13 protein-coding genes are annotated in these 17,261 nt (G+C 66.4%); 7 read left to right on the top strand and 6 right to left on the bottom strand.

Features of this window, described 5'->3' with window-relative positions:
• Nucleotides 1-26: 26 nt before the first annotated feature.
• From X265_RS28735 to X265_RS28705, 7 genes are all read left to right on the top strand, one after another.
• Nucleotides 27-1,178, top strand: coding sequence for a hypothetical protein (locus X265_RS28735; protein ID WP_128967888.1), 1,152 nt, complete (start codon nucleotides 27-29; stop codon nucleotides 1,176-1,178).
• Nucleotides 1,175-2,110, top strand: coding sequence for a glycosyltransferase family 2 protein (locus tag X265_RS28730; protein ID WP_128967887.1), 936 nt, complete (start codon nucleotides 1,175-1,177; stop codon nucleotides 2,108-2,110). Before X265_RS28735 ends, X265_RS28730 begins: the two co-directional genes overlap by 4 nt.
• 58 nt (nucleotides 2,111-2,168) lie before the next feature.
• A complete protein-coding gene (locus X265_RS28725) occupies nucleotides 2,169-2,684 on the top strand; it encodes a GNAT family N-acetyltransferase (RefSeq protein WP_128967886.1) in 516 nt (171 codons plus the stop codon).
• A gap of 199 nt (nucleotides 2,685-2,883) precedes the next feature.
• Nucleotides 2,884-3,654 carry an IclR family transcriptional regulator gene (locus tag X265_RS28720; RefSeq protein ID WP_128967885.1) on the top strand — a complete coding sequence of 257 codons (771 nt, stop codon included), beginning with the start codon at nucleotides 2,884-2,886 and terminating at the stop codon, nucleotides 3,652-3,654.
• A 259-nt stretch (nucleotides 3,655-3,913) separates the two neighbouring features.
• A complete protein-coding gene (locus tag X265_RS28715; RefSeq protein WP_208764260.1) occupies nucleotides 3,914-5,194 on the top strand; it encodes an MFS transporter in 1,281 nt (426 codons plus the stop codon).
• Nucleotides 5,195-5,203: 9 nt separating this feature from the next.
• Nucleotides 5,204-6,814: an N-acyl-D-amino-acid deacylase family protein gene (locus tag X265_RS28710; protein WP_128967883.1), complete on the top strand. Its 1,611-nt coding sequence runs from the start codon at nucleotides 5,204-5,206 to the stop codon at nucleotides 6,812-6,814.
• 25 nt (nucleotides 6,815-6,839) lie between these two features.
• The gene (locus X265_RS28705; protein ID WP_128967882.1) at nucleotides 6,840-7,223 is read left to right on the top strand and encodes a RidA family protein; all 384 of its coding nucleotides are present in this window, start codon (nucleotides 6,840-6,842) and stop codon (nucleotides 7,221-7,223) included.
• 48 nt (nucleotides 7,224-7,271) lie between these two features.
• Here the strand turns inward: X265_RS28705 and X265_RS28700 are convergent, their stop codons facing one another.
• The 6 genes from X265_RS28700 to X265_RS28675 all read right to left on the bottom strand — a co-directional run bounded on the left by X265_RS28700 (nucleotide 7,272) and on the right by X265_RS28675 (nucleotide 17,171).
• Nucleotides 7,272-9,527 carry a TonB-dependent receptor gene (locus X265_RS28700; RefSeq protein WP_128967881.1) on the bottom strand — a complete coding sequence of 752 codons (2,256 nt, stop codon included), beginning with the start codon at nucleotides 9,525-9,527 and terminating at the stop codon, nucleotides 7,272-7,274.
• A 148-nt stretch (nucleotides 9,528-9,675) separates the two neighbouring features.
• The gene (locus X265_RS28695) at nucleotides 9,676-10,098 is read right to left on the bottom strand and encodes a DUF2946 domain-containing protein (protein WP_128967880.1); all 423 of its coding nucleotides are present in this window, start codon (nucleotides 10,096-10,098) and stop codon (nucleotides 9,676-9,678) included.
• 249 nt (nucleotides 10,099-10,347) lie between these two features.
• On the bottom strand, nucleotides 10,348-12,411 hold the full coding sequence (locus tag X265_RS28690; protein ID WP_128967879.1) for a hypothetical protein: 2,064 nt from the start codon (nucleotides 12,409-12,411) through the stop codon (nucleotides 10,348-10,350).
• A 7-nt stretch (nucleotides 12,412-12,418) separates the two neighbouring features.
• On the bottom strand, nucleotides 12,419-15,232 hold the full coding sequence (locus X265_RS28685) for a DUF4159 domain-containing protein (RefSeq protein WP_128967878.1): 2,814 nt from the start codon (nucleotides 15,230-15,232) through the stop codon (nucleotides 12,419-12,421).
• Nucleotides 15,229-16,173: a DUF58 domain-containing protein gene (locus X265_RS28680; RefSeq protein ID WP_128967877.1), complete on the bottom strand. Its 945-nt coding sequence runs from the start codon at nucleotides 16,171-16,173 to the stop codon at nucleotides 15,229-15,231. The genes X265_RS28685 and X265_RS28680 overlap by 4 nt, the downstream gene beginning before the upstream one ends.
• Complete coding sequence (locus X265_RS28675; protein ID WP_128967876.1) at nucleotides 16,173-17,171, bottom strand: AAA family ATPase; 999 nt, start codon at nucleotides 17,169-17,171, stop codon at nucleotides 16,173-16,175. Before X265_RS28675 ends, X265_RS28680 begins: the two co-directional genes overlap by 1 nt.
• Nucleotides 17,172-17,261 lie beyond the last annotated feature (90 nt).

The following is a 17,261-nucleotide window of genomic DNA, read 5'->3' as shown; positions in this document are numbered from 1 at the left end:
GCCCGAACGGGCGCCACGGGAGCCCGATGAAAGCCGTAAAACTCGCCTTCGGCCTGATCTGCCTTGCGATCGTTGCCAGCGACATCGTCGCGATGTCACGATGGGGCGAGGCGCGCGGGGTCTATGACGACATCTGCTATCTCAGGCAGGCGCATCTGTTCCAGCGCTTCGGCATCGGGGGCCTCGACACCAACGCGGTCAGGGACGACGACCATTATTTCGAAGGCAAGATGAAGGAGATCGGCTTCGCCGATTGGAAGGATCCGATCCGCTGGCCCTGCCACAATCCGATGCCCAGCGGCAAGGTCGTGCTGCAATATCCGCCGGGCACCGGCTTTCTGCTCGCCTTGTTTCCGGAAGGCCACCAGGTGGCGCCGCTCTATATCGCCGCGAGCCTGATCCTCTGCGTCCTCGCGCTGTCAGGCCTTGTCATGGCGCGGACGCTGCCGTCGGTCATCAGTGCAGGCGTCCTCGGCGCGCTTGCCGTCTATCTCATGATCAATCCGGCCAAGGCGAGCTATTCGGTGCCGCCGACCATGGCGCTGTGCGCGGTTGCCGGCTTGCTCACGTCGTTGTGGCTGATGAGGAACAAACGCAGCGTCCTGCTGGTTGCGCTGATCGGCCTCCTGCTCGGTGTGTCCGTCAACTTCAGATTGCCGAACGCGCTGCTGGCTGCCGGCTATTTCCTGATCCTCGGCCTTCCCTTCCTGTGGACGCGCTCGCTCGCGACCTTCGTGCGGGGCCTCGCCTTCGGTGCCGGCGTGCTCGTCGGCATGGCGCCGACGTTGGCCGCCCAGGCCATCAACGCCGGCAGCGCACTGGCAACGACTTATGGCAGCGCCGACGTGGTCGCGCCGGTCTTCGATCTCGCCGTCTTCGGCCAGTATCTGCGCGACATGCAGTTCGTGCTGATCGTGCTGGCGGTCGGGGCGACGGCCTGGCTGTTGGCCGCCGGCGAGGAGCATGCGCGGCAGGCCGCCCTCCTCACTGTCGGCAACCTCGCCTTCAACCTCGGCTTCTTCATGACTCACCCGATCTTCACGCATTATTATGTCGTACCGATCACGATGCTGTCGCTGTGGACCCTGTCGTTCGCGCGGCTGCTGCAACCGCTCGAGGCGCGCGAGGCGGCGCCCGTCCGGCGCAAGTCGACCAATTTGGGAGTGCTGCCGCGATGACATCTGCGCAACCACGCATCGCCGTGCTGGTGCCCTGCTACAACGAGGAGGCGGCGGTCGCGACCGTCGTCGCCGACTTCCGCAAGGCGCTGCCGGCGGCCGAGATCTACGTCTACGACAACAATTCGCGCGACCGCACCGCGTCCGTCGCGCGCGAGGCCGGTGCGATCGTGCGCAGCGAGCGGCGGCAGGGCAAGGGTCACGTCGTGCGCCGCATGTTCGCCGACATCGAGGCCGATATCTACGTGCTGGTCGACGGCGACGCCACCTACGATGCGCCGAGCGCTCCACGCATGATCGACAAGTTGCTCGACGAACATCTCGACATGGTGGTCGGGCTCCGCATCGATCAGTCGCAGGCCGCCTACCGGCTCGGCCACCGCATGGGCAATCGCATGCTGACCGGCTTCCTGTCCTCGACATTCGGCCAGGTCTTCAAGGACATCCTGTCCGGCTACCGCGTGTTCTCGCGGCGTTTCGTCAAATCGTTCCCCGTGCTGTCCGATGGTTTCGAGATCGAGACCGAGCTCGCAGTCTACGCGCTCGAGCTGTCGCTGCCGGTCACCGAGGTCGAGACACCCTACTACGCGCGACCTGAAGGCTCGTTCTCGAAGCTCAACACCTGGCGCGACGGCTTTCGCATTCTCGGGACCATGCTGAAGCTGTACCGCTCGGAGCGGCCGCTGCGCTTCTTCACCGTGATCGGAATCCTGCTGGCGCTGGCCGCGATCACGCTCGCGATCCCGATCGTCGTTACATTTTTCGAAACCGGCCTCGTGCCGCGCCTGCCGACCGCCGTGCTGTCGATGGGCTTGACGATCATGGCGTTGCTGTCGGTCTCATCGGGCCTCGTGCTCGACACCGTCACGCGGGGGCGACGGGAGATGAAGATGCTGGCCTATCTGTCCCAGCCGGCGCCGAAAAGGAGCTGAGGGCGGGGCGCAAGGCCCATGGACCTGCCGATGCGCAGATGCTACTCCGCGAAATAACATGAACGATCTCTCAATCACCATCCGTCCTGAATCCCCAGGCGACGCTCAGGCGATCGAGCGCCTGCACGAGCGCACCTTCGGCCCCGGCCGTTTCGTGCTCAGCGCCTATCGCATCCGCGAGCATGTCGATCACCTGCTCGACGTCTCCTTCACCGCCCGCATCGGCACGCTGCTGGTCGGTTCGGTCAGGCAATTGCCTGTCATGATCGGCGAGACGCCGGCGCTGCTGCTCGGGCCGCTCACCGTCGAGCCGCCGTTCCGCAGCCGCGGCATCGGCCGCATGTTGATGGAGCGCGCCCTGAAGGACGCCAGGGACAAGGGCCATCGCCTCGTGCTGCTGGTCGGCGACGAACCCTATTACAGCCGCGTCGGCTTCAAACTCGTGCCCAAGGGACGCATCACCATGCCGGGCCCGGTCGATGCCGCGCGCGTGCTGGTGTTCGAGCTCGTCGACGGTGCCTTTGAGGGCGTCTCGGGCACCGTAGCCCCCGACTGGAGCAAGGCGCGGGGCTAGCGTAGCGACCGGTCGAGGCTCACATGTCTCGCGGGATCGCCGAGACCTTGCAGGCCTCTCTCGCTTTCGAGCCGGAGCGAAACAGCGATGTGGCCGAGCTGCACAAGCCGATCGTCTCGGCCGCGCCCCGCCCGCTATACCGTCGGCACGGATTGTGCCAAAACCGCTAACCGCGAACCTGACGAAGGATTGTTGAAGTTTGGCCGCACCCAAGAAGGGCGCCCCGCCCGCGGAACGCCAGAACGGGATTGATCGGACCATCGATCTCCTGGAAGCGCTGCTGCATTTGCGCGCGCCCTCCAAGCTCAGTGACCTCGCCAAGCAGATGGGAGCGCCGCGGTCGACTGTCTACGCCATCGCCAATCGCCTGATCGAGGCGGATTTGCTCGAGAGTGTCGGCGAGGGCGGTCAGGTCTATTTCGGCAAGGCGGTGCATCTCTATGGCCAGGCCTATGCGGAGGCCAATCCCCTGCATCGCCGATGCGGCGAGGCGCTCGACCGGCTGGCGACCCGGCACAGCGCCACCGCGCAACTCTGCGCGCTGCGCGGCCGCAAATACGTCGTGGTCGATACCCGCGACGGGTCGGGCCTGTTCCGGATCACGACGGATGTCGGCGTCGAGGTGCCGCTGCCATGGACGGCATCCGGCAGATTGCTGCTCGATCATATGAGCCCGACGGAAATTCGTGCATTCGTTCCGAAGGAGGATTTTCGTCTTCCGGATGGCCGCGTGCTCGACGTCGATGATTTCATCAAGGACGTCGCGCGCGCCAGACGCGACGGCAAATGCGTGACCACGGCATTGTCCGATCGGTTCACGTCGTGTCTTGCCGCCCCCATTCGCGACAAGAAGGGCGTCGCGGTCGCGACACTTTGCTTCGTCATCCCCGCGGACTCGCTGAAGGCGCGCAGGACCGCGCTGCTCGACGATCTGGTCGCGACCGCGACTGAACTCTCGGACAGTCACTAAGCTGAGCCGATCGGCAGCGCTACGGACGATGCAGGCGCATTGTCTGCTGCGTGCTCGACGCGCGCTCAGGGCTTGACACGATGCCGTCGTGATATCTAACGTGACGCTATAAGATAATATTGTCCACTATAAGAGACAATGTAGTTGCAGGCGTCGCGAAGGTCTCCCGGTCCCAGGCCGGAGCGGGAGAGGCGCACCTGCGTCCAAGCGAGGATACGACATGGCAAATGCAGGCCAACAGGTACCCGGGCGACGCTGGATGATCGGTTGTCTCCTCGGCGTCGGAATTCTCATCAACTACATCGATCGCGTCGGGCTCTCCGCCGCGACGCCGGAGCTCACGAAGGAGCTTGGCCTCACCGCGACCGACATCGGGCTGCTCGGCAGCGCATTCTTCTGGACCTATTCGCTGCTGCAGGTCCCAGGCGGCATGGTGCTCGACCGTTTCGGCGTCACCGCGGTCGGCCGTGCCTCGAGCTTCCTCTGGGCGGTCGCCGCCACCATCACCGCGCTCGCCAGCGGGCTCTGGGGCATCGCTGCCGCGCGCCTGCTGCTCGGCGTCGCCGAAGCGCCGGCCTTTCCGGCCAGCCAGAAGGCGACCGGCCACTGGTTTCCGCTGGATGAGCGCGCGCGCTCGACCGCGATCTTCGATTCCGCCGCCAAATTCTCCAATGTGATCGGCGTGCCGCTGGTCGCCTATGTGATCTTTCTCTACGGCTGGCGGTGGGGCTTTGGCGTCACCGCGCTGCTGAGCTTTCTGTATTTCGTCGCCTACTATGTCATCTACCGGAACCCGAGCGAGGATCCGAAGCTCTCCAGGGCGGAGCATGACTACATCATCGCTGGCGGCGGCACGCCGGAAGGACGGGCCACGGCGGGACAGAGCCGCATGCTCGGCTACCTCCTGCGCAACCGCAAGGTCTGGGGCCTCACCATCGGCTTCTCCGCCTATGGCTACACCTTCTATCTCTTCCTGACCTGGCTGCCGGGCTATCTCGCCCAGACCATGCATATGAACCTGATGTCGGCGGCGGGCTATTCGACCATTCCCTGGATCTTCGCGACCTTGTCCGACCTCCTGATCGGCGGCTTCCTGGTCGATCATCTGATCGCGCGCGGCTACGATGCGACGCGGGTGCGCCAGTCGGTGATCATCGTCGGCATGCTGATGGGGCTCGCCGTGATCGGCGCGGCCTTCACCGTCAAGCCGGGCTGGGCGCTGCTGTGGCTGTCGATCGCGATCTCGGGGCTGTCGGCCGCCGCACCCGTCGGCTCCTCGATCGTGTCGCTGATCGCGCCGAAGGGCGGGGCGGGAACCGTCGGCGGCATTCTGAATTTCACCAACAACATGATGGGCGTGCTTGCGCCGATCGTGACCGGCATCGTCGTCGACTGGACGCAATCCTTTGCCGGCGCTTTCATGATTGCTGGCGTCGTGCTGCTGATCGGCATCTTCTTCTATGTCGTGGTGCTCGGCCGGATCGAGTCGATCCCGGATTTCGAGGAGGCATCGCCCGCCGGCGCCGTGCCTGCGACTTGAGGAGAGGGCATGTCCCAAAAGTCCAACGGCAAGGATACGCTCATCCGCGCGGCCCGCGTGATCGACGGCACCGGCGCGCCGTGGTTCGAGGCGGATTTGCGCATCAGCGGCAGCCGCATCGCGGCGATCGGCGCCGCCTTGCCTGCCGAGGACGCCGACATCGTCGACGGCCGCGGATGCTATCTCGCGCCCGGCTTCATCGACGCCCATTGCCATGACGATCTGATCTGCCTGCGCGAGCCCGACAGGCCCGAGAAGGTCTTGCAAGGCGTGACCACGCTCGTGGTCGGCAATTGCTGCTTCTCGCTCTATCCGGCAACCGAAAATTCCGCCGAGATGCTGCGCCTGCACTTCTCCGGTCTCGCCGGCGAGACCCAAGCGAACGAAGTCTTCGGCAGCTTCGACGGCTACCGGCGCGCGCTGGAAGGGCCGGGGGTCGCGCTCAACCTCGTCTCCCTGGTCGGCCATGCCGCGATCAGGCTCGCCGTGCTCGGCTACGAGCGCCGCGCGGCGACCGGCAAGGAGATCGCGGCGATGCAGGCGCTGCTCGCGCAGCAGCTCGCCCAAGGTGCCGCGGGCCTGTCGCTCGGCCTCGTCTATCCGCCGAGCGCTTTTGCCGACGCCACTGAGCTGAACGCCCTGGCCGAGACCGTGCGGGCGCACGGCAAGCTGCTCACCGCCCATATCCGCAGCTATGAAGCGGGCCTCCTGCAATCGATCGACGAGTTCATCGCGATCCTGCGCGCCTCAGGCGCGGCGGGGCTGCTGTCGCATCTGCAATCGGCGGGCAAGCCGAACTGGGGCGCCATCCCCAAGGCGCTCGACCGGCTCGAGGTGGCGCGCGCGGAGGGGATCGACATCTCCTTCGACATGTATCCCTATCCCGCCGGCAGCTCCTACATGCTGCAATTGCTGCCGCCGGCCGCGCTCGAAGGCGGCATCGATGCTTTGCGCGAACGGCTGCGCGATCCGGCGCGGCGCGAGGCGCTGCGCGCGCTCGTAGAGGAGGGCGATCCGGATCCGCATGCCGCGCAGTCCAAGATCGTGCTGATCGGCTGGCACAATGTGCGGATCTCCGGCACCGGCAATGCAGCGCTGAAGCCGCTCGAGGGCAAGTCGATGGTCGATGCCGCGCGTGAGCTCGGCATCTCGCCTTTCGACCTCATGGTTCGCTGCATCGAGGAGGATCAGGGCCAGACCGGCATCATCATGTTCCAGCTCGACGAGGCGGACTTGCGCGCCGCCTTCACCCATCGCCTGCACATGGTCGGCTCCGACGGCATTCCGCGTCCGGGCACCAAGCCGCATCCGCGCGCCTATGGCAGTTTCCCGCGCGTCGCCGGCCGGCTGACGCGCGAGCAGGGCTGGCTGACGCTGGAAGATGCGGTGCGGCGGATGACCGCGTTGCCCGCCCAGCGCTTCGGCCTGTCCGACCGCGGCATCCTGCGGCCGGGCATGATCGCCGATCTCACGCTGTTCGACGACACCATCATGGACAAGGCGACGTTCGAGAGGCCGACGGAGATGCCAGCCGGCATCCGTGCGGTGTTCGTCGCCGGCGAGGCCGTGGTCATGGACGGACGCAGCACCTTCGCGCGGCCGGGCCGTGCTCTGACTTAAACCACCAGACGCAGGACAATATGCAATGACGTTGAAACGATACGGCGCGGCCGGTGGCACCGGCACCGGCGGCCAGCACCTTCCGTTTGCCCGCGCCGTGCAAGCCGATGGCTGGCTCTACGTCTCCGGCCAGACGCCGATGGAGAACGGCGAGGTGATCGAGGGCGGCATCATCCCGCAATCGCACAAGGCAATCCGCAACATGCTCGCCATCCTCACCGAGGCCGGTTATGAGCCCAAGGATGTCGTGCGTTGCGGCGTCTGGCTCGACGACCCCCGGGACTTTCCAAGCTTCAACAAGGTCTTCGCCGAATATTTCGGCGCCAATCCCCCGGCGCGGGCCTGCGTGGTGTCGAGCATGGTGGTGGATTGCAAGGTGGAAATCGACTGCGTCGCCTATCGCAAGTGAGCTTCCCGCGTCGGGGCTCGCAGGCCCCGACGCGCGCAAGCCGGGCAGCTAAAATCGCTGCGAAACGCCGAAATAGAAGCCGCGCCGCGGGCCGTATTGCGGGGCGAACACGCCGATGCCGGAGCCGTCGCGGATCTGGTAGATCGTGTCGAACACATTGACCACGTCGAATCGCAGCGTCGTCGGCTTGTTCGGCGCGACGATGTTGAAATCGTGCGACAGGCCGAGATTCACCTGCGTATAGCCGGGCAGATGATCGGTGTTGGCAAAGCCCGAACGCAGGCCGCTGCCATAGATCATCGACACGCTGTAGCGCGTGCCCTCCCAGAGATAGGACGCGCCGGCCGATCCCGACAGCATCTGCGCGTGATCGGTATAGATGTAATGCCCCGCGATATAAGCGAGTTCGTCCGCGCCGAACAGATATTGGTTCGAGACGACGTCGGTCGCGATCTGCTTGGCCCAGGCGAGATTGGCATAGGCGCTGAAATTGCCGTTCCTGTAGGTCGATTTCAGCTCGACGCCGACATTCTCGCCGCGATCGTAGTTGAAGCCGCTCAGCACATAGGCCGCGCCGAACTGGCCGTCGTCGAGCAGGTCGCGCGCCTTCTTGTAGTAGGCGTCGGCGCCGACCTCGAGGCCGGGGATCGCATAGATCTGCTGCGTCACGCCGACATCGAACACGTGCGAGCGTTCGGGAAGCACCGGGCTGCTCTGCCCGACCGCCGGGGTCTGGGTGTTAACAGGCGCGCCGGGCGGCGTCACCAGCGCCAGATTGACGGGAGAAGCGATCACCTGCGAGGGCGGGGTGAAGTTGCGCGCATAGCCGGCGTGGAAAACGGTGCCCGCGAACGGTTTCCAGGTCAGGCTGACGCGCGGGCTGAGCTGGTTCGCATCGACAAATTGATACATCTGGTCGAAGCGCAGGCCGGCGTTCAGGGTGAGATTGTCAGTGATCTTCCATTCGTCCTGGACGTAGGTCCCGACCAGCCAGCCGGTCTTGGCGTTGGAATCGAAAACCGAGAACGGCGCGTCGATCGTCCCCCCTGCCGGATCCAGCGGCAGCACCGTGGTCCCGCTGTTGACCAGCGTTCGCTCGGCGCTCACTGACAGGCCGAAGCGCAGCGTGTGCGCATAGCCGATCCGCCAGGCGGTGTCCTGCTGGATGCCGTTGACGTCGCTCTGGCGATAGACGTCCGAGGACACGCCGTTGAAGACGAGATCGCCGATCGGATCAGGATAGAAATGCAGCAGGCTGGTCCGATTGAAATACGAAGTCTGCGTGTCGAACTCGCCGTTCGAGGTCTGGTAGGAGACGACGTTGAACTGGTTGAACTCGTTCTGGTGCTCGTTGAGCCGGGAGGAGTCGAAATTCGAGACGCCGAACGCCGTGTTAGCAGGGGTCTGGCCGGGATTGTTCGGGATCTGGAACGTCGCATTCGACACCCCGCTCATGAAGGTGAGACGGCTGGCCGGATCGATCATCGTCGACAGATAGAGAAAGCCCTTCTCCTGGTTGGTGCGGTCGTGAATCGCATTGACCGACGGCGTCGGGTTTTCGATGCCGAGATTGTTCTGCAGGAACCGTCCCGACAGGAAATACTGCGTCTGCCCGACTGTGCCGCCATATTCCACATTGGTCGAGATGGTGCCGTTGCTGCCGCCGTAAACACCGACCACGCCGGAATTGTTGAAGGCGTCGCTCTTGGTGGAGATGTCGAGCACGCCGGCCGTGCGCAGGCCGTATTGCGCCGGCAATGCGCCGGTGAGCAGGCTGAGGCTGCCGACGATGCCGGTGTCGAGGATCTGCCCGAACGCGCCGACGCCGTCTGGAAGCATGACGCCGTTGATGCGGTATTGCAGGTTCGCGTGCTCGTTGCGGACATGCAGGTCGCCGCTCGCGGCCGAATCCTGGGTGACGCCGGGGAATTGCAGCATCACCTTGTCGAGCGAGGCATTGCTCCCCTGCGGCAGCGCCTCGATGGCCTGGCGCGTGAGCGTGTGGGCGGTGGCTCCGCCGGGCGGCAGAATGCTTTGGCGCGCCGTGTCGAGCTTTTCGCTCTGGCCCTCCACGGCGGCAGGCGCCTCGGTTTGCGGCCGCGCCTGCGAGGTCGAACGCCGCCGGTCGACGGCGACACGGACCTTGGGGCGGCGCGGCGCCTGCGTCTGCTTGGGTGCATCGATTTCGACGGTGGGCAGCGTCGTGACGGGAGCCATCGTCTGCGCCATGGCGCTGCCGCCGGGATGGAATAGCGTGAGTGCGGCGAGGCTCGAGCCCGCCAGGATTGCCTTTGAAGACACCATTGTCCTGATTTCCGATCGCACGCCGCTGCGCTCGTTCAGAGCCCTTGCAGGCGGCGTGCGCCGTCGACACGCGACGGATCATGTTCGATAGCCCAGCGGAATCGGCGCGACGCGCGGCCGAGACCGAAGGCAGCTCAATCGATGGAGATCAGGAGGCGGGAGGCGCGCGCGGCTGGAACGCGTGGCTTGCCGATTCCAGATGGAGGAATTCGGCGTCGGTGGTGCGGTAGAGCAGCTCGACCGCCTCCGGCAAATGCAGCAGAGGCGGCGTCGCGAACACGACCGTGCCCGCCATCGCGACCAATGCGCAGATCGCGCAATTATCGTCGCCCGGCTGCTCGCGGTCGGGCTTTGTCGGTGATTGCTTCTGGACCGCCGCGCTGTCGGGCGACGCAATGCTCTCGGCAGTCCCCTTGGCAGTTCCCTTGGCGCTGTCGGCGAGCTGCGACTGCGCCAGCGGCGCGGCCTGCGCGAACCAGTGGCTGTGGCCGAACGTCAGCGCGAACTGCACCAGCATCGCGAACATCGCGAGCCGGGCGCCGTGCCTGATATTCGAGCGAAACCACTTCATCTTGAAACGCACCTCACACCGCGAGGCACCGCGATGTTATAATATAACATCGCAAGAGCTGGGAGCGGATGTCAACCGGGAGAGGACCCCTGCGTGCGGCCGGCCGCACAATGTGTCGTTCAGGCAACTGCAGAGATAGAGATCGAATTGAGTTCGACCAACAGAGACGCTCTCTCCGTTCCCTCCCCCCTTGTGGGGGAGGGAACGCACCGCCGTTGCGGCGCCAGGCGAGGTTCATCTCTCAGGAGTCTATCGCCCCTCGCGCACCCAGGTCGCGGCAAACGCGCCGAGCAGCAGCAGAAGCCCGATCAGGCCGGCGAAGATCGGCAGCACGCCGACGCCCTTCACGACGCTGGCGTCGCGCATGCGCACGCCCATCCAGCCGTCGCCGGCGAAGACGCTGGTCGAGCGCACCGGCACGATGCGCGGCAGCTCGACGCTGGAGCCATCCGCGATCCGCACTGAATTGCCGCCGGTCGCCTGCGTCAGCGGCTTCAACGTCTCGGTGGTGGAGGTGACTTCCGAAAACTCCTTCGGATTGGTCGGGCCGACATTGATCAGCGCCTTCAGCGTGCCGTCGGTCGCCTGCCACAGGCCGAGCTCGCTCGCCGGCAGGCTGGCGCGCCACTCGCCGGGATCGCCGGGGCTGAGCGTCAGGTCGTGCGCGACGCCGGAGGGTGAGGTCACGCTCACCGGCTGCACGCTGTCTCCCATGGTCTGGCGCACCACCACGAGGTCCTTGCCCTGCACCTGCAGGCGCAGCGCTTCCTCGTCGAGGTCCGGCTGCTTCATCAGCCAGTGCGACATCCGCCTGAGCAGATCGAGATGCGGGCCGCCGCCCTCATAGCCGCGCGCCCACAGCCAGATGTGGTCGGTCAGCAGCAAGGCGACGCGGCCTTCGCCGAAGCGCGACAGGAACAACAGCGGCTTGCCGTCCGCGCCCGTCATCACGGGCGGGTTGACCGAATTGCGGGTGTCGACGGTGCGGAAGAAGCGGCTCCAATGCGGCGGCTCGAACGCCGCGCCCTCCAGCCCGCGCGTGACGGGATGGCGTTTGCCGATGTCGGAGAGGTGCGCATAGAACGGCTTCTCGGTGACGCCGACCGGCTCGGCGGGCAGCACCGTGTCGAGCGGCGTGCGCCAGATGCTGGTGTTGGAAGCATAGTCGGGACCGGCCGAGACCAGCACGGCGCCGCCCGAGCGCACGTAGCGCGCGATGTTGTCGAAATAGGCGATCGGCAGCACGCCCTGGCGCGCGTAGCGATCGAAGATGATCAGCTGGAATTCGTTGATGTGCTGCTGGAACAGCTCGCGGGTTGGAAACGCGATCAGCGACAGCTCGTTGATCGGCGTGCCGTCCTGCTTCTCCGGCGGACGCAGAATGGTGAAATGCACGAGGTCCACGCTGGCGTCCGACTTGAGCAGGTTGCGCCAGGTACGCTCGCCGGAATGCGGCTCGCCGGAGACCAGCAGCACGCGCAGCTTGTCGCGCACCCCGTCGATGGCGACCACGGCGCGGTTGTTCACCGGGGTCAATTCTCTTTCGAGCGGCGAGGCCTCGATCTCGACGATGTTCGGGCCGGCATGTTTGATCTCGACGTCGACGCTCGCGCTCTGGCCGCTCGAAAGCGTTCGCTCGTTGATGACCTCGCCGTCGCGGCGGACCGTGACCTTGGCGCGCTCGCCGGTGACGCCCTGGTCGTCGAGCTTGTAGCTGATGGTCTGGGTCTGGCCGACGATGCCGAAGCGCGGCGCCGCGGTGATGGCGATGCGGCGATCGCGCTCGTCCTTCTGACCGGTGATCAGGGCCTGCACCGGCGCCTGGAAGCCGAGCGCGGCGGCGTTGGCCGGAATATCGTGCACGCGGCCGTCGGTGATCAGGAACGCACCGGCGACGCGGTCGACCGGCACGTCCGACAGTGCGGAGGCGAGGGCGCCGAACAGCTTGGTGCCGTCGGTCTCGCCATCGGCCTGTCCGGCTTCGACGACGCGCACCTCCAGCCCCTTGATCTTCTTCAAGGCGTCGACCAGCGCCTCCTGCGCCTTCGCGGCTTCCTGGTTGCGCTTGCCGAAATTCTGGCTCGGGCTCTTGTCGACGACGACGGCGGCCACCGAAGTGAGGGGATCGCGGTCCTCGCGCGTGAAGGAGGGATTGGCGAGCGCCAGCAGGAACAGCGCCAGCGCAGCGACGCGCACGGCCGCGCCGCGCGCCCGCGCAAGCAGCAGCACGATGGCGATGACCACGATCGCAGCGAGCGCGATCCACAGGACGATCGCAGGGACAAGCGGCGTAAAGGCGATGCCGTAGTTCATCTCGATCCTATTGCCCCAGCCGTTCGATCAGGGCCGGTGCGTGCACCTGGTCGGCCTTGTAGTTGCCGGTCAGCGTGTACATCACGATGTTGACGCCGGCGCGGTAGGCGAATTCGCGCTGCCGCGGCTCGCCGGGCGTGAGCGGCAGCATCGGCTGGCCGTCGGGACGCAGCGCCCACGCGCCCGCGAGGTCGTTGGAGGTGATGATGATCGGCGAGACGCCGTCGCCGCCGCGCGCGGGGCGTTGTGCGCTTTCGTCGTCGTCCTCGCGCGGCAGCGCCTCGACCCAGGTCTGTCCCGAGTTGAACCGGCCGGGGAAGTCGCGCAGCAGGTAAAAGGTCTTGGTCAGCACGTGCTCGCGCGGTACCGGCTCGAGCTCGGGCACGTCGAGCGAGGACAGGATCTCGCGCAGGGTCTGCATGCCCGGGGTCTGCGAGGCCCCGTTGTCGCCGGGCGGCGCCTCGATTGCATCGCGGGTGTCGAAGATCACGGTGCCGCCCTGCTTCATATAGGCGTCGATCTTGTTGATCGCGTCCTGCGGCGGTTTCGGCTGGCCCGGCACGATCGGCCAGTAGATCAGCGGGAAGAAGGCGAGCTCGTCGTGCGCTGGATCGACACCGACGGGATCGCCGGCCTCGAGCGCAGTGCGCTGCGCCAGGAACAGCGTCAGGCCGGACATGCCGGCCTTGACGATGGAATCGACGTCGGCATTGCCGGTGATGACATAGGCGAGGCGGGTCTGCGAGGTCGACTTCATCGCGAACTCGTCGGCAGCGCTGTCGGCGCGCGACGGCGTCGGCGAGAGAACCGCGACGCCTGCGAGCACGAGCCCGAGCAGGATCATCGCGGGCGCGGTGCGGCGGCGCAGCAGCGCGGCGAGACCGCCGCCGAGCAGTGCGACGATGATGGCGTCGATCAAGAACAGCGCGAGCGAGGTCGACAGCAGCCAGCCGCGCAGGTCGCGCGGCTCGGCATTTGTATAAGTCGCGTGCTTGGCGCGCAGGCTCGCGGTGTTGAGGGCTGCGATGCGGTCGGCATTGGCGAGCGTGTTCACGGCGAGCGGTCCTTCTGCCGGACCGTAGAAGCCGGGCGGATGGTCCGGCGTGGCGCGGTCGCGATAGTCAGCTGTCAGCGGCTTGGCGGTGGCGGGCGGCGGCCCGAACGCGCCGAAACCGTCCAGCATGTGCAGTGGCGCCAGCGTCTCGGTGCTGGCCTCGCCGGCAACGCCGGCGCCGGGCTTGGCGGTGTAGCCGGACATCTCGACGACACGCCTCAGCATTTCGACGAAGGTGCCGGACATCGGTAAGTCAGACCAGCGCATGTCGGCGCTGACATGGAACAGGCTGACGATGCCCTTGCCGCGATGCTCGCCGGTCACGAGCGGCGTGCCGTCCTCGAGCGAAGCCCAGCTCTTGGTGGCGAGCACCGCATCCGGCTCGGCCAGGACCTGGCGGCTCACGGTGACGTCCTTGGGGACGGCGACGCCGGCAAACGGACCGTCGGCGGCGAAGCTGGCGAGATGCTGCGGCTTCTCCCAGGTGAGGCTGCCGCCGAGCGTGCGGCCGCCCTTGCGCAGCTTGACCGGCACGAGATCGTCTTCGGCCTGCGCCAGCCGGGGACCGGCGAACCGCACCAGCACGCCGCCCTGGTCGATCCAGGCGTTGAGGCGCTCGCGCAATTCGGGCGCGACGGTGCCGACATCGGCGAGGATGATCATCGGCAGCTTCTGGTCCAGGAATTGGGTGATGCCCTGCTGCGGCGAGCCCTTGTCGGCGAGCCGCACGTCGGCAAACGGCGCCAGTGCGCGCGTGAGGTAGAAGGTCGGCGCCAGCAGTGGCTGCGCGGTTTCGCTGGTCGAGCCGGAGACGATGCCGATGGCGCGGCGGCGCCAGCGCTTGTCGAGCAGCTGCACCGCGCCGGCCGAATGCTCGCCAGAAATCTCGAGCCGGGAGATGTCGTTGCGCAGCTCGACCGGCAGGTCGAACGCCGCCTCGGTCTCCTTGTCCTGCGGTCCAAAGGTGAAGCGCGCCTCGCCGATCGGCGAGGCCTTCTGGTCGAGGGCGCGCACGGTGCCGGTGGCAATGCCGCTGTCGGTGCGCAGCACCTTCACCGTCATCTTCGCAGCCGCGTTCTCCGCCGCGACCAGCGCCAGCGGGGAGGAGGTGCCGCCTTCGAACACCGTCAAGCTGCGATCCCCCAAGGTCTTGCCGAGTCCGGCCACGAACTCTTCGCCGCGGCCGGTGTCGACGCCATCAGACAGCCAGGCGATCTCGCAATCGCCGGTTGCTTTGAGGAAACGATCGATCGCGGTGAGGGTTTCAACACGCTCGATCGAATAGGGCTTGGGCACGATCTGTCGCAGGGCAACGCGCGCCGCCCCAGCGGGCATCAGCGTGATGTCGCGGTTCGGCTCCGACAGCGGCACCAAAGCGATGGCGCGCCGGTCGTTGTCGGCGTTCGCGATCAGCTCGTCCGCCGCCCTGATCCTGGTGTCCCAGTTCGAGGCAGCGCTCCAGCCGTCGTCGAGCATGATCATCAGCGGCGCCTTGCTGGCGGCCAGGCCCGTCTGCGGATTCCAGATCGGGCCGGCGGCGGCGAAGATCACCAGCGCGGCGGCAAGCAGGCGCAATGCGGTCAGCCACCATGGCGTGCGCGACGGAGTCTCTTCCCTCGGCGCGATCTCGAACAACAGGCGCGTCGGCGGAAACTCGACGCGGCGCGGACGCGGCGGCATCACACGGAGCAGCCACCACAGCACCGGAAGGCTGACAAGGCCGATCAGCAGCAGCGGTTCGGTGAAAGCGAGCGGCAATCCCATCATGCGGCCGGCCCCGCTTTGATCGACGTGGTGCGGGCGCCCGATTTGCTCACCTGCATGCCGGCATGGAGGAACAGCAGGAGCTCGGCGGCCGAGCGGTCGGTCGCGTGCGTCGTGAACAGCCAGTCGAGCTTGTTGGTCTCGGCGCGGATCTGGTCGCGGTGCAGCGCGAGCCGCGCGGTGTAATCCTGCGCCCAGCTTTCGGCGCGGCCGGCGGTGATCACGCCAAAGCCTTCTGGCTCGACGAACTCGACGCGACCGGAATAGGGGAAGCTCTCTTCGGCGGGATCGACGATCTGCACCAGCGTGCCATGCGCGCCGGAGCCGGAGAGCCCGGCGAGCGTCGCCCTGATCTCAGATATAGGCGACCAGAAATCCGACAGCACGATGGTTTCGGCCAGCGCCGCGGGCACGAAGGAGGGCGGCAGGCTCAACCTGTCGGCATCGTCATGCAGCATCGCCTGCGCCATCTTGTCGATGACGCTGCGGCTCGCGGTCGGTGCCATCAAGCCGGGAATGCCGACGCGCTCGCCGCCCGCGACCAGCAGCTCAGCCAGCGCGAAGGCGACGATCAGCGTGCGCTCGAGCTTGGACTCGCGCGCGGTCTTCGAGGCGAAGGCCATCGAGGGCGAACGGTCGGGCCAAATCCAGACCGTGTGCGACGCCTCCCATTCAAGCTCGCGGACATAGAGATGGTCGTCGCGCGCCGACCTCCGCCAGTCGACGTTCTGCGACGGTTCGCCCGAGACGAAGCGGCGGTACTGCCAGAAATTCTCGCCGGAGCCGGCGCGGCGTCGTCCGTGCAGGCCGTGAATGACGTTGGCGGCAATGCGACGGGCCTCGAGCACAAGGCGCGGCAAGGAAGCGGCGAGCGTACGGCTTTCGCCATCGGCACGTCGGATCGCGATGATCTCCTTCGCCGTGTGCCCGTTCTCTGCTGCCATCAACCGATCCGCGTCTTCAACTGCTTGATCACGTCGGGAATCGTCCGGCCTTCGGCGCGCGCCTGGAACGTCAGCGCCATGCGGTGCTTCAGCACCGGCTCGGCGAGATCGAGCACGTCGTCGATCGAGGGCGCCAGACGTCCGTCGATCAGCGCGCGTGCGCGCACCGCAAGCATCAAGGACTGGCTGGCGCGCGGGCCGGGGCCCCAGGCGATGAACTTGCCGGCCTCGCCGGCGTCAGGTCCCGGACGCGCCGAGCGCACCAGCGACAAAATGGCTTCGACGACGGAATCGCCGACCGGCAGGCGGCGCACCAGCCGCTGCGCCGTGATGAGTGCATCCGCAGTCATCGATCCCTTCGCCAGCGTCTCCTCGGCGCCTGTCGTCTCGAACAGGATGCGGCGCTCGGCGTCGCGATCGGGATAGTCGACGTCGATCTCCATCAGGAAGCGATCGAGCTGTGCTTCGGGCAGCGGATAGGTGCCTTCCTGCTCCAGCGGGTTCTGCGTCGCCAGCACGTGGAACGGCTTCGGCAGATCGTGCCGTGCGCCGGCGACGGTGATGTGCTGCTCCTGCATCGCCTGCAGCAGCGCCGACTGCGTGCGCGGGCTGGCGCGATTGATCTCGTCGGCCATCAACAGCTGCGCGAACACGGGACCCGCGATGAAGCGGAACGAGCGCTTGCCGGCCGTGCTCTCGTCCAGCACTTCGGCGCCGAGAATGTCCGACGGCATCAGGTCGGGCGTGAACTGGATGCGCTTGGCGTCGAGCCCGAGCGTGACGCCGAGCGTTTCGACCAGTTTGGTCTTGGCGAGACCGGGCACACCGATCAGCAGCGCGTGGCCGCCGGAGAGGATGGTGACCAGCGTGTTCTCGATCACGCGATCCTGGCCGAAGATCACCGATGCGATCGCGTCCTTCGCCGCACGAATCTGACCCGATACCTGCTCGGCCGAACGAACGACGCCGTCTTCGAGTTTCTCGACACTTTCCGCCATACGCTCGCTCCTTCAGCCTGCAACGCGGTTTTCCTGCGTCGTCAAACGACCGCATCAACTTTGCATCATGGCCCTATGCTAAACTTGCAG

The sequence above is a fragment of the Bradyrhizobium guangdongense genome, assembly GCF_004114975.1.
In the GTDB taxonomy this organism is placed as follows: domain Bacteria; phylum Pseudomonadota; class Alphaproteobacteria; order Rhizobiales; family Xanthobacteraceae; genus Bradyrhizobium; species Bradyrhizobium guangdongense.
Note: the sequence above shows the minus strand (reverse complement) of the source record. Positions and strands in the feature narration are given on the sequence as shown.